The following is a 12,736-nucleotide window of genomic DNA, read 5'->3' as shown; positions in this document are numbered from 1 at the left end:
AGCGATAAGACTAAGGGCGGTATCTTGCAAAACTGCGTTAATAATGGAGAGGGCTGGTACTGGCTTGTTGATGAAAGTAGTGGTTCATTCCTACTTAAATTAAGTGAAGATGTGGTATTTCCTACAGTGTATAAAGCATCCGAATTAATAAATAGTTTTCAAGATGAGCAATGTTTTACGACCTCAGATGCATTTTTATATAGCCTGTTCAGAGATAAATTTTCAGCGGTAGCCATGGATGAACAACAGGCCTTTACTTTGGCGGTGAATGCAACTGTTGCGAATCATTATTTAAAACCTCAGGCTATAAAAAGTTGGTTTTTTGCGGTTGCACAGCACAAAGAAACAAAAATTATAAGACAGGGTGACTGGGTTGCCTTGAATGCTAAAGAACAGGCCATATATCTAGTGTTAGATACAGATCAACACGCTTCAAACGTTATATTAGTTAGTGAACGTCATGTTATCGATGACTCTCGATTATATATTCGCGGAAAAGCATTGCGCGTACACAACGATCGATTAACGCCAGTTTCACATCAATTACAGGATTATCAATTATGAGCCGAGTTATTATTTTAGTTGCCGACGGTTTAGGTATCGGCAGTTCTGCAGACGCAGAAGCTTTTGGCGACACTGGTGCAAATACGTTCTTCCATATATATCAACATATGCTACAAGAGCATAATCATGTTTTAAATATTCCTAATTTAGCGAAATTAGGTTTAGTTAAAGCTTGTGAAAACGCTAATAATATTAAATTCGAACAATTTCCTCAGACTAATATTGCCGGAGCTTACGGTCATATGCAGGAAATTTCTACGGGCAAAGACACTCCGAGCGGGCACTGGGAAATGGCTGGTGTACCCGTGTTATTTGAATGGGGATATTTTTCGGAAAAAACTAATAGTTTTCCACCCGAATTTATCGATGAACTAGTAAAAAGAACTGGTGTTACTGGCATTTTAGGCAATCGACACGCACCAGGTACCGATGTATTGACTTGGCATGGTGAAGAACATATTAAAACCGGAAAACCTATTTGTTATACAAGTGCAGATAGTGTTTTTCAAGTCGCTGCTCATGAAAGTCACTTTGGTTTAGAAGAGTTATATAGTTTTTGCGAGGTAGCCAGAGAACTGTTAGATAAATACAATATTGGCCGCGTCATCGCGCGACCATTTTTAGGCGAAACTACCGCTGAGTTTAAGCGCACGGGCAATCGAAGGGATTATTCTGTGTTACCACCATCAGAAACGGTATTACAAAAAGTTGCAAACGCTGATAAACAGGTGGTGAGTATAGGTAAAATTTCCGATATTTATGCGCACCAAGGTATTACCAAAGCGATAAAAGCCACTGGCCTAGAGGCATTAATTGATACTACGTTAAATGAAATGTCGAGCGAAGACAGTGAAGGGATCATATTTACTAACCTTGTTAATTTTGATCAAGATTATGGACATCGCAGAGACATTAAAGGTTTTGCCGAAGCACTAGAGTATTTTGATAGTCGAATTCCAGAACTTTTATCTGCATTAAAAGAAGACGACACCCTATTGATAACGGCGGATCATGGTTGTGACCCTAGTTGGCCAGGTACTGATCATACTCGAGAGTATGTTCCAATTATTGCCTTTAAACCAGGCATTAAAGAGGTTGACTTGGGCTTGCGTGATACATTTGCTGACATGGGCCAAACGATCGCTGATATATTTCAAGTTGAAAGTACAGCGTATGGGACGTCCTTCAAGATGTCATTAAGTTAAATATTTATTTAATAACTTTAGACACTTGAAATAAAAATAGTGATCCTCATAGTTAAATATGAAGTACAACAATACTGTTAAATCAAAACACGAAGCAAAGGAGATACAATGACTGACATTAACATTGGAATTAATGCGGAAGACAGAAGTAATATTGCCGAAGGTTTAAAGAAGCTATTAGCTGATTCTTACACGTTATACTTACAAACTCACAATTTTCATTGGAACGTTACTGGCCCTCAGTTCCGTGAGTTGCATTTAATGTTTGAAGAGCATTATCAAGACTTAGCGTTGGCGGTTGATGATATCGCAGAGCGTATTAGAACGTTAGACTTTGTAGCGCCCGGTACTTATAAAGAGTTTGCTAGACTAAGCTCAATAGAAGAAGTCGAAGGCGTTCCAGAGGCTGGTGTTATGGTTGATTTATTGACTAAAGGTCACGAACAAGTAGTTAAGACAGCGAGACATGTTCTTAAAATTGCTCAAGACGCAGACGACGAATCTACTGCAGCTTTAGTGGGCGATCGAATGAGAGTCCATGAGAAAAACTCTTGGATGCTTCGAGCTACTAGAAAATAAAGCACTGAAATGATTAAAGCGGCGAAAGCCGCTTTTTTTTGAGAAAATTTTGAAATACGATTTTTTAACGAGTAAAACAAGTATACACTTCAAAAATATAATTTAGAGTCGATTTTCACTCAGAGTGTACTTTATGCTAGCAACATCTTTGTTTACTTTTTTGGCGTCATCTCTGTTGCCATCTCATCAGCCTTTTGTAGCTGAGCCAATATTGCTACCTCTTGAACAACCAGCATTAATTCTTAAGCATAAAGATAGAACTCAAAGTGGTGGTTTTAGCGCGCTCTATATGACCCCTGATTGTAAAAATGCCTGGTTTATATCTGATTACAGTCAAGTAGAACAAGAAGAATTAGCAAAGCAGCCTGTACTTCGTTCGCAATGGTTCCAAACCAATAACGAATTTGACGACGCAGGTAGGATAGTCAATATGACAGTTAAAGCTTCTGGTCAGTTAAAAGATTTAAATGGCAAGATATTATCAGGCGCGGCCGAGTCAATAGTGTCATACAAGAACGGGTTTTTGGTCTCACTGGACGATCGTGGCGACTTGTTTTTCTACTCTCATATGAAAAACGATCAATTCTCGAAGGAGCTAGCCTCTGCAAACGCCTCTTGGCAAAAGAAGAATACATCTATGGTTAACCTAGCTCTTAGTGCTACACCAGTACTTAAAATACCGCAAAAGCAGCTAGGTAAAGGCAATTCGGGTTTAGAGTCAATCACCCAATTAAATACCGGTGAGATAGTTTCTATTTGGGAAAAATTTAAACTTTCGGAAGTGACGGTGCCAGTTCGAGTAGTCAAGTCATCTGGTGAAGTTATTGATACCACTTACCAAGCAACTTCAAGTCCTAAAGATGCCGAAACCTTAAAAAGCGGAGAAGTTATTGTAATGGAAAAAGACTGGCTCGGTGCTAAAGGTTCCAGGTTACGCCTAGCTTTAATCAATCCAGAACAGTTGAAAAATGGCCGTACTGTCACAAGTCAGACATTATTTGATTACACTTCAACGGAGTATGATAATTTTGAAGGTATGGCTAGTTGCACAGTAAAGGGCAAAGAATGGATTTACTTAGTATCAGATGATAACGGTGATTGGCCGCGCAAGGATGTTGAAGACAAAGGCCGAACTCGCCAACGTACACTATTTGTTGGTTTTGAAGTTGAGCCTCTGATCAATACTCTTAAAAACAAATAACAGACCTGACTTTGTATTCGCCCAAGGTTAGAACATCGCTTTTCTCTTTTCATTTTACTATTAATTGCGTAGCATTCACGCAATAAAAACGATAATAAACTCACGAGTATTTAATGGCACAGCTTTATTTCTATTACTCTGCGATGAATGCAGGTAAATCAACCACACTTTTACAGTCCTCATTTAATTATAAAGAACGTGGTATGGAGCCAGTAATTTTTACTGCAGCCATAGATAATCGCTACGAAGTAGGGAAAGTGACCTCACGAATTGGTCTTGAAGCCCCGGCACATATATTTCAATCCGATAGCGATTTATTCGCAATAATAAAAAGCTTAAAAGACTCACAACGCGTTGATTGTGTCATGGTTGACGAGTGTCAGTTTCTCACCAAAGAACAGGTCCATCAAATTACTGAAATAGTCGATATTTATAACATTCCGGTTCTTTGTTACGGTCTTCGCACTGATTTTAGAGGCGAACTGTTTGCTGGTGCTCAGTACTTACTAGCGTGGGCTGATAAAATTGTTGAATTAAAAACAATATGTCATTGTGGCCGCAAAGCAAATATGGTGTTACGTACAGACGAGACAGGTAAAGCGATAGCTGATGGTGAACAAGTGCAAATTGGTGGAAATGAAAGGTACGTTTCCGTCTGCAGAAAGCATTATAAAGAGGCACTTCAATGATGTCAGAATCCACGAGCCTTCTTAAATCGCAAATAAACTTCATTACTGAGATGGATCTTTTAAAGTCGGTTAAGAGAAAAGCACTCATTAAATCAGATGGTAACCGTTACGAAAATAGTGCAGAGCATAGTTGGCACATCTGTATGGCTGCATCCGTGTTACAAGAGCATGTCGACGAGCCGATTGATTTAATGCGTGTTACCCAGATGTTACTCATACACGACGTTGTCGAAATAGATGCAGGCGATACCTTTGCCTTTGCACCGCAAGCTGATTTAGATAAACAGTTTGAGCTTGAAGACAAAGCTGCTAAACGAATTTTTGGTTTGTTACCGGCGCATCAGCAACAATATTTCTATGAATTATTTCTGGAGTTTGAGCGCTCAGAAACATTTAATAGTAAGTTTGCTAAAGCAATAGACAGAATATTACCGCTAATACAAAATATGCAAAATGATGGCGGAAGTTGGGCACAGCACAGTATTAAACGCTCTCAGGTGTTAGCAAGAAATCATGGTTTACAGGATATATCAATGTCACTGTGGAATTATGTGAACGAACAGATAGATATAGCAACAGAAAAAGGCTGGCTTTTAAACGCTTAAATCACAGCCTTCGCCTGATTGATATTTGCACACTAGCAGTCTTGTTGTTATTTTAGCTTCAATAATAATAAGAGGCTGCATCCATGACATTTTTTAATCGACGTACTCCTGCTGTGTTGTTTACAGCAACCATTATTGCTAGTGGCTTTGTATCTGCGTGTATCGCAAATGAAGGCTTAACGAACGCCCAGTTAGAACAATACACATCAACTAAATCAATTGCAGAACTTCAACAACTAATTAAAACCGGCGAATTAACTAGTACGCAATTAACTCAGTTTTATATCGATAAAATTAAAAAAGAAGATCATAAATATAATAGTGTCATATCTATAAACCCTAACGCTGTTTCACAAGCGGAAGCACTGGATAAATCAATTGGCAACTATAAAAATGATCTGCCTGCTTTGTTCGGTATGCCTATTTTATTGAAAGATAATATCGAAGCTAAGGAACTGGCAACAACGGCAGGCTCGCTGATACTAAAAAACAATAGAACAAATAGAGATGCCAAGTTAACGGAAAACTTACGCTCTGCTGGGGCTATCATATTAGGTAAAACAAATTTAAGTGAGTGGGCTAATTTCCGCTCTGAACGTTCTTCAAGCGGTTGGAGCGCTATCGGCGGTCAAACTAAAAATCCAAACGACGTAACAACAACGCCTTGCGGATCTAGTTCCGGTTCAGGAGCCGCTGTAGCAGCTAATTTAGCTATCGCAGCAATAGGAACCGAAACAAATGGTTCAATTACTTGTCCTGCAGCGGTGAATGGTGTTGTTGGCGTTAAACCAAGCGTTGGCTTAGTGAGTCGCTTCGGTATTGTACCTATTTCACCGTCTCAAGATACCGCAGGACCAATGACTAAAAATGTTGACGACGCACAACGTGTACTTTTTGCAATGCAAGGTCGAGATAAAAAAGACGCAGAAACATTGGTAAAAGGAATTAACCCGGTTGGTTTAATAAGTTCACCTTTACAGCCTCAAGAACTTAAAATAGGGGTGTTATATTCAAGTGCAGAATCACACGAACTGGTTAAGCAAGTCTTAGTTTCCGCAAAGCGTAAGCTAACAAACCAAGGTGTTACGTTAATTGATGACTTAAAATTTGAACCATACGATGGGTTTTGGAATGATGGTTACACTCAATTATTAAGAGAATTTAAAACGTCGTTAAATTTATACTTTGCAGAACTACCAAACGATATTCCTGATGAACTAAACTCACTGACCTTAAAAGATGTAATTGCGTTTAATGAAGCAAACAGCGAAGCGGAAATGTCTTATTTCCAACAAGAAATATTCTTAAAGTCAGAAGCCACCGAAGGTATGTCAACGCAAAAATATAAAAACCTTAAGAAAAAATTAAAACGTGTTACCGGTAAAGAGGGTATCGATAAACTATTAAAAGAGCATGAGTTAGACGCTCTAATTGCTGTAACTCGTGGGCCAGCTTGGAAAATCGACTTGGTAAATGGTGATAATAGTAATGGTGGCGTATCCACGTTCTCTGCAATCTCAGGTTATCCACACATAACTATTCCTGCAGGAAAAATTCACGGTTTACCAATTGGCTTATCAATAATGACAAGTTTTGGTGAAGATGAAAAAGCGTTACGTATTTCAAAAGCTATTGAAAATATTTTAGAGAAGTAGCCTACATTAATTAGTATCGAGTAAATTACTAGTTTTCTGATTTACTCGATATTTTTCCGACGTTAGAAACTTTTGAGACCATTAGCAGACACTTGAAGTGGGGTTAATAAAAATAAAACTTTGCTTTTAACCTTACTGGTGGTAACATGCCGGCCCAACCAAACAGTAGCAAACGTTCTGTGTTGCTCGTCTGAATTAAATTTGTTTACATAGAATTGTACGACTCACCTTGTTGAGACGTGCGTTTTTTCGCGCGCAAATTATTCAGCATCAAGCAGACTTTCCTACTAGTCTATTTTTGCTTTTAAAACTTCTTACATAGAGGACATCAAATGAACACTTTAAATGGTTCGTTGTCGCGCAAGCGTAACTTAAATCCTATTACTACAGCGTTGGCGTTGGCGCTAGTTTCATCAGGTCTTACTGTTGCAAATGCAACAGCGGCGGAAGAAGTTGAGAAAAATGCTGAAAAATCTAAAATGGAAGCGATTACGGTAACTGCAACTAAGCGTTCGCAGGTTATTTATGAAGTTCCAATTGCAATGAGTGCATTTAGCGGAGCAGATTTAGATACGCAAGGCATAACAGGCATCACAGATGTTGGTAAATTTGTACCAAATCTAAATATCACAGGCTTTTCTGCCGGCCATACATCTTCGGCCAACCCATTTATACGCGGCATTGGACTACAAGATCACCTAATTACCACGGATCCTGGTGTTAGTGTATATGTAGATGGTGTTTACTTAGGTCGTCAAGTTGGACAAAACTGGAACTTACAAAATATCGATCGCATAGAGGTACTTCGAGGACCACAAGGTACATTATATGGTCGTAACTCTATTGGCGGTGCAATAAACATTATTACTAAACAGCCAGATGCAAATCCGGTAACAAAGTTATCAGCTGAAGTTGGAACACGAGGTCGATTAAAAGGTGACGTTTTTGTAAACCGTGCAGTGAATGATGATTTGGCAATAAATATTAGCGCTGGGTTTAATCGCAGAGATGGACTGGGCAAGTTTATCAATTTACCAGAAGCAAAATATGATGTTGGTGAGAGCCAAGAGTTTCACGGTCGATTTTCTTTAAAGTATAAAGTTACCGATGATTTAAAAATTGTTGTTACTGCTGATGCTAATGATGGTGAAGGTGGTCTAAGACCATATACAACTAAAATTAACGAAGTTCCTACAGGTGCATACTACTTGGGTGAGCGCTTTGGTTCACCATTACCATCTGGTCCATTACGTAACTCTGACGTTGCTGCAAATCCTTTTGATAACGCAACTGGGACAATTGAAGTAACAGAAGTAAACAACAGCGCTAGCGGTGTTTCATTTACTGCGGATTACAATATTTCTGATACGTTAGGTTCAAAATTTATTATCAGTAACCGTACCTCAGAATACAAAGCCGGTTTAGACGATGATGCTACAATTTATGCGTTAGACCACTATCCAGAGCGTGGCGAAGCCGATCAAACATCAGTAGAACTGCAATTAAACGGCTACTACGGTAATGTGGACTTTGTTTCTGGCTTATATTGGTTTACCGAAGAAGGCAGTAACCGTCAAGGCGAAGATTCAAGCTTTAACGGCGGCTCTAACATGCTGGAACTCGATCAAAAGACGACGAGTAAAGCCGTGTTTGTTAATTTAGGTTACGATGTAACAACTGATCTTCGTGTATCTGGTGGTTTACGTTATACAACGGACAAAAAAGAAGCTACCGCTAATGTTGGCATCGGTCCAACGTATGCTGAAGATGATTGGAGCCAAGTTAGCTACGATTTATCGGCAAATTACACATTAGAAAACGGTTTAAACGTATATTCTAGCATTCAAAGTGGTTATCAAGGTGGCCAGTACCCAGCTCGTCCTTATTGTTTATTTGGCAACCCAGAGTGTTTTGTTGCATCAGACAACATTACCGCCGTTAACTACGAAATTGGATTAAAGGGTGAGGTAACAAGCGACTTTAATATGAGTATTGCGTTATTCAATACTAATTACGAAGATCTTCCATATCAGGTGAATACGACATCGGAAGCTGGTTTTGAAACACGTAACTTAGTGGTAACGCAAACTTCACAAGGCATCGAGTGGGAAAGCACCGCGTATTTTACAGACAATTTCTCGCTTCATACGAGCTTAGGTTACATTAATGTTGATGTAGACGAACAAGACGGCGTGAAACCTGTAGCGCCGTTAACGCCTAAGTTTACCGCGTCGATTAGCCCAGCATATGTATTTGACTTAAACGATGGTTCAACTATCAACGCCAGAATCGACTACTCGTTTAGAGACGAAATGTATGGTGAGCCAAGTGCAGATGAAGGTCGAATGACAACTGTGGAATCTCGTTCACTAGTAAACTTTGACATTTCTTATGCTCCTGCAGGCGCTGACTGGAAAGTATCACTTTACGGCCGTAACATTTTCGACAAACGTTATGATGATGCAAGATTAAACACTGGCGATTACTTATTGGTAATTAAGAGCAATGATGCAAGTGAGTTTGGTGTACGCTACAGCTCAAGCTTTTAATTAAGAAAACAAGTATGATAAAAGAGCCTCCTAGTCAGCTAGGTTAGGCTCTTTTTTATTTTTAGAACTTGATTAAGGATGTATTTTGAATAATCAACCAAATAACCCGTTACATGGTGTAAAACTAGCGGACGTAGTTACAAAACTAGTAGAGCATTATGGCTGGGACGAGCTTAGCGCTCGAGTGAATATCAATTGCTTTAAAAACGATCCGTCCATCAAGTCTTCGTTAAAGTTTTTAAGAAAGACTGAATGGGCTCGTAACGAAGTTGAAGCGCTTTATATTGATACTTTTTTACAGCCGTCACCTTGGGGAAAAGTTTAAACTCAACTAATCACTGTATTGCTGATGAATTTTCAAAAACTCTTCTTTGTGGTTAAAGTAAATATCAACAAGGTTTGGATCAAATTTAGTACCTTTTTCTTTATTAAGTAAGGCATCAACCTGCTGTAAGTCCCACGCAGGTTTATAACAACGAGTATTCATCAGGGCATCAAATACGTCAGCTAAAGCAACAATCCGTCCGAATATATGTATGTTGTTGCCTTTAAGTCCACGCGGGTAACCTGAACCATCAAAGTTTTCATGATGTTGCGCTGCCACGATTGAAGCGGCTTCCATAATAGGTAAATTCGAACTAAGTAATACAGATTCCCCAATTTGAGCGTGAGTCTTCATGACTTCCCAGTTGTCGCCCTTTAACTTACCAGGGCGATTAAGCACGCTATCTGGAATACCAATTTTACCCACATCATGCAGTGGAGCAGCTAAAAATAACTGTTCTAGCTGTTCTTTGTCTAATCCGTACTTTTCACCTATTAACTTTGAATATAGTGCGACACGACGAACGTGATTTCCCGTTTCTTTAGAGCGAGTTTCTGCGACTTCGCAAATTGAATATACTATTTCTTCTTGTGTTCGTTTTAACTCGTCATTAAGACGAATGTTTTCTATGGCTATAGAGATGTTTTTACAAAAAATTTCCAGTATTTCAGTGTCGTACCTAAGTACATCATTCGCGCCTTCTAGGTACAGAATTAACTCATGTTTGCCTACGGTAGAGATATAAAAAACCTCGACTCCTTGATTGACCATTTTGTCGCGCGGTATTTGACTCGTGTTCAGTATGTTGGATATTTTATGTGTGATTAAACTATCATTTATTGATGCTTTACCATGATCAATACAAGCTAATAATTTTATTTGTTCTTTTGTTTTACTTGCAAATGCGGTTGTACTCTCTGCGAGAACAACTTCGGCATCAATATGCATCATAGCGGCTAATTGCTGTAACGCACCCTCAGCGAAGTCTTTTAACGAATTTTCTTGCAGTAGAGAAGAAGTCGATTGAATGATTCGTTCTAATCCTATTCGCGTTCGATTTATGGCTGTAATATCTCTATAAGATCGAAGAGCTGCATAGATTACCGTGTTTAACTTTTGATTAGTGAGCTCGGTTTTTTCTTTATAATCATTAATATCGTATTTTTTAATGACTTCATACTCTGGTGCTTGGCCAGGTTGGCCAGTACGCAATATGATTCTAACATCATGGTTATCTAAATCATTGCGGATGTAATCGACAAGCTCCAATCCAGCATTGTCAGTTTCCATTACAACATCAAGTAAAATAACAGCAATGTCGGTTTCTATATCTAGAATACTTCTGGCTTCTAATGCTGAGTAGGCATTATAAAAATTAAGCGGTTTATCTCCAAAGGTAAACGATTGTAGCGCTAGTTTAGTTACGGTATGGATACTAGGCTCATCATCAACTATCAGGATTTTCCAACCGTTCAAATCGACTTGAGTTTCAACAAATTCCTCTTGTAATTCTTCCATCGTAAATAAAGGTGCATCATCGTTACTTGTCATGTCTAATGCCTTATGTGGTTATTACATGTAACCTTAGTACCAATATGTTCAAAGTGACAAGCAAGATCATAATTGACACTACAAAAACCTTTTAATTGCGAGCTATAATAGTAAGTGATGTTAACTAATAGATTGATTCCATGGACAATAATCAGCATTCAAACAGTAAAATAAAGACCTTAATTGATATATCTTTTCATTTCTTTTTTCTGGGGTGTATCAGCTTTGGTGGTCCAGCCGCGCATATTGGTTATTTTCAAAAAACATTTGTCGAAAAGCTTAAGTGGGTGTCGCAAGAACGCTATTCTGGTTACATCGCATTAAGTCAATTTCTGCCAGGTCCAGGTTCAAGTCAGGTTGGCTTTTCGATAGGTTATTCCAAAGGAGGCTTATTAGGTGCTGTCACCGCCTTCATTGCGTTTACTGCACCTTCTTTTATGCTCATGCTGATGTTAGCAAAATCTACGACCATTTCGACGACAGCGAGTCCAATTTTTTTGAATGTCGTGTCTATGCTAAAAATTTTAGCGGTAGCTGTTGTTGCTGACGCTATTTTTACTATGTATAAACAGTTTTGCAACAACGCCGCCACCATAGCAGTTACTTTAATTAGCGCGATTTTACTTTGTATTTACAACAATATAGTTATGCAGTTAGCCATCATTAGTATTTCACTACTAGCCGGTTCACTTTTTTATAAAAAATTAACCCTGTCAAACGCAAAAGTTACAACGACCAGAGCCGTCAATAAGGGTTTAGCGAATGTTAATTGGTTTGTGTTTAGTACTTTTGTCTTGTTATTTTTAGTACTGCCGTTGTTGACGTTTTTAGGCCCCAAAATAGCATTGTTCTCTGATTTCTATCGAGCTGGAAGTTTAGTGTTTGGAGGAGGGCATGTTGTACTACCTATGCTTGAAGACATAATTCAGGGGCATTTAAGTAAAGATACTTTTATTTTTGGTTACGCAGCAGCTCAAGCTATTCCAGGCCCTATGTTTACTTTTGCGACGTTTTTAGGAGCCGAATTGTTGTCTGATAATATGTTAGCCGGTGCTTTAATCGCAACAGTAGCCATATTTTTACCTGGATTTTTGTTAATTATTGCTTTTAAAGAATCGTGGCAAAAAATTAGTAAAATAAATCAGGTGGCAGGTGCTATAGCTTGCGTGAACGCCGCGGTTGTTGGGTTATTAATTTCTGCGTTTTATCAGCCGATATTGGTGAGCGCCATTCATAGTTATTGGGACGGTTTAATTGCTGTGGCAGGTTTTTTGGCGTTAAGAATATTCAAGTTGCCAGTATTATTAGTAGTTTTTATATACATGGCATTAGGCTTTGGTATTGCCGTTTTAAAATAGAATACTAAATGAGTCGGTTTACAGCTAAGTCTTTAGTTATATAGTTACAAGCGGTCATGATCAAACTCTGAAACTGCGGCTCTACAATGCTTCCGTCATCCATCATTTCCTTCAAGTCTGAATTGCTAATGGCAACTATTGACTCAAATTCAAGTTCACTTAAACCGCATTTTAATAGTGCAGTTAAACCGTTGGCGTTAACTTTTATCCAAGCGTCTGAGTTATATTGTGGGAGATTTAAAAATTGCTTTTCGGCAACAAGCGTCAACTTAATATTTATTATGTATGACTCATCGGCATACCAATTTGACGCCAAAGCTTGAAAATTAATCCAAGCTTGTAATTTTTCGATAAGAAAAGCCGCACGCTGATCATTTTTGTCAAATATACCATTTGTTGATATTTCGATGGGCAACGTTTCTTTACTATTATTTGCCAATTGATCGAACATGCTA

At 38.6% G+C, this 12,736-nt stretch carries 12 protein-coding genes; 10 read left to right on the top strand and 2 right to left on the bottom strand.

What is annotated here, in order from left to right:
- Nucleotides 1-24 precede the first annotated feature (24 nt).
- The 9 genes from ACZ1GV_RS06810 to ACZ1GV_RS06770 all read left to right on the top strand — a co-directional run bounded on the left by ACZ1GV_RS06810 (nt 25) and on the right by ACZ1GV_RS06770 (nt 9,372).
- Nucleotides 25-564, top strand: coding sequence for a cell division protein ZapC domain-containing protein (locus ACZ1GV_RS06810; protein ID WP_472675816.1), 540 nt, complete (start codon nt 25-27; stop codon nt 562-564).
- The gene (locus tag ACZ1GV_RS06805; protein ID WP_472675815.1) at nt 561-1,769 is read left to right on the top strand and encodes a phosphopentomutase; all 1,209 of its coding nucleotides are present in this window, start codon (nt 561-563) and stop codon (nt 1,767-1,769) included. Before ACZ1GV_RS06810 ends, ACZ1GV_RS06805 begins: the two co-directional genes overlap by 4 nt.
- Before the next feature lie 108 nt (nt 1,770-1,877).
- Entirely contained in the window at nt 1,878-2,348 is a 471-nt protein-coding gene (locus tag ACZ1GV_RS06800; protein ID WP_210559386.1) for a Dps family protein, read from the top strand.
- Nucleotides 2,349-2,481: 133 nt separating this feature from the next.
- The gene (locus tag ACZ1GV_RS06795) at nt 2,482-3,549 is read left to right on the top strand and encodes an esterase-like activity of phytase family protein (protein ID WP_472675814.1); all 1,068 of its coding nucleotides are present in this window, start codon (nt 2,482-2,484) and stop codon (nt 3,547-3,549) included.
- A gap of 113 nt (nt 3,550-3,662) precedes the next feature.
- Nucleotides 3,663-4,238: a thymidine kinase gene (locus ACZ1GV_RS06790; RefSeq protein ID WP_472675813.1), complete on the top strand. Its 576-nt coding sequence runs from the start codon at nt 3,663-3,665 to the stop codon at nt 4,236-4,238.
- Nucleotides 4,235-4,843 carry an HD domain-containing protein gene (locus tag ACZ1GV_RS06785; RefSeq protein ID WP_472675812.1) on the top strand — a complete coding sequence of 203 codons (609 nt, stop codon included), beginning with the start codon at nt 4,235-4,237 and terminating at the stop codon, nt 4,841-4,843. Before ACZ1GV_RS06790 ends, ACZ1GV_RS06785 begins: the two co-directional genes overlap by 4 nt.
- Before the next feature lie 83 nt (nt 4,844-4,926).
- Nucleotides 4,927-6,498 (top strand): amidase, encoded by a 1,572-nt coding sequence (locus tag ACZ1GV_RS06780; protein ID WP_472675811.1) that lies wholly within the window; start codon nt 4,927-4,929, stop codon nt 6,496-6,498.
- Between the two features lie 332 nt (nt 6,499-6,830).
- Nucleotides 6,831-9,047, top strand: coding sequence for a TonB-dependent receptor (locus tag ACZ1GV_RS06775; RefSeq protein WP_472675810.1), 2,217 nt, complete (start codon nt 6,831-6,833; stop codon nt 9,045-9,047).
- Between the two features lie 85 nt (nt 9,048-9,132).
- Nucleotides 9,133-9,372, top strand: coding sequence for a VF530 family protein (locus ACZ1GV_RS06770; protein ID WP_472675809.1), 240 nt, complete (start codon nt 9,133-9,135; stop codon nt 9,370-9,372).
- Between the two features lie 6 nt (nt 9,373-9,378).
- Here the strand turns inward: ACZ1GV_RS06770 and ACZ1GV_RS06765 are convergent, their stop codons facing one another.
- Nucleotides 9,379-10,923 carry a DUF3369 domain-containing protein gene (locus ACZ1GV_RS06765; RefSeq protein WP_472675808.1) on the bottom strand — a complete coding sequence of 515 codons (1,545 nt, stop codon included), beginning with the start codon at nt 10,921-10,923 and terminating at the stop codon, nt 9,379-9,381.
- A gap of 140 nt (nt 10,924-11,063) precedes the next feature.
- Between ACZ1GV_RS06765 and chrA the strand changes: the two genes are divergently transcribed.
- Entirely contained in the window at nt 11,064-12,281 is a 1,218-nt protein-coding gene (gene chrA / locus ACZ1GV_RS06760) for a chromate efflux transporter (RefSeq protein WP_472675807.1), read from the top strand.
- A gap of 4 nt (nt 12,282-12,285) precedes the next feature.
- Here chrA and ACZ1GV_RS06755 read toward each other — a convergent pair whose 3' ends face one another.
- On the bottom strand, nt 12,286-12,732 hold the full coding sequence (locus ACZ1GV_RS06755; RefSeq protein ID WP_472675806.1) for a hypothetical protein: 447 nt from the start codon (nt 12,730-12,732) through the stop codon (nt 12,286-12,288).
- Nucleotides 12,733-12,736: the final 4 nt, after the last annotated feature.

It is taken from the genome of Psychrosphaera sp. HA2-10, from assembly GCF_055693745.1.
This window is presented reverse-complemented; position numbering and strand designations above follow the sequence as displayed.

Coding starts and splice junctions, on each gene's coding strand:
- ACZ1GV_RS06805 (WP_472675815.1), top strand. CDS start 561: ATGAGCCGAGTTATTATTTTAGTTGCCGACGGTTTAGGTATCGGCAGT.
- ACZ1GV_RS06800 (WP_210559386.1), top strand. CDS start 1,878: ATGACTGACATTAACATTGGAATTAATGCGGAAGACAGAAGTAATATT.
- ACZ1GV_RS06795 (WP_472675814.1), top strand. CDS start 2,482: ATGCTAGCAACATCTTTGTTTACTTTTTTGGCGTCATCTCTGTTGCCA.
- ACZ1GV_RS06790 (WP_472675813.1), top strand. CDS start 3,663: ATGGCACAGCTTTATTTCTATTACTCTGCGATGAATGCAGGTAAATCA.
- ACZ1GV_RS06785 (WP_472675812.1), top strand. CDS start 4,235: ATGATGTCAGAATCCACGAGCCTTCTTAAATCGCAAATAAACTTCATT.
- ACZ1GV_RS06780 (WP_472675811.1), top strand. CDS start 4,927: ATGACATTTTTTAATCGACGTACTCCTGCTGTGTTGTTTACAGCAACC.
- ACZ1GV_RS06775 (WP_472675810.1), top strand. CDS start 6,831: ATGAACACTTTAAATGGTTCGTTGTCGCGCAAGCGTAACTTAAATCCT.
- ACZ1GV_RS06765 (WP_472675808.1), bottom strand. CDS start 10,923: ATGACAAGTAACGATGATGCACCTTTATTTACGATGGAAGAATTACAA.
- chrA (WP_472675807.1), top strand. CDS start 11,064: ATGGACAATAATCAGCATTCAAACAGTAAAATAAAGACCTTAATTGAT.
- ACZ1GV_RS06755 (WP_472675806.1), bottom strand. CDS start 12,732: ATGTTCGATCAATTGGCAAATAATAGTAAAGAAACGTTGCCCATCGAA.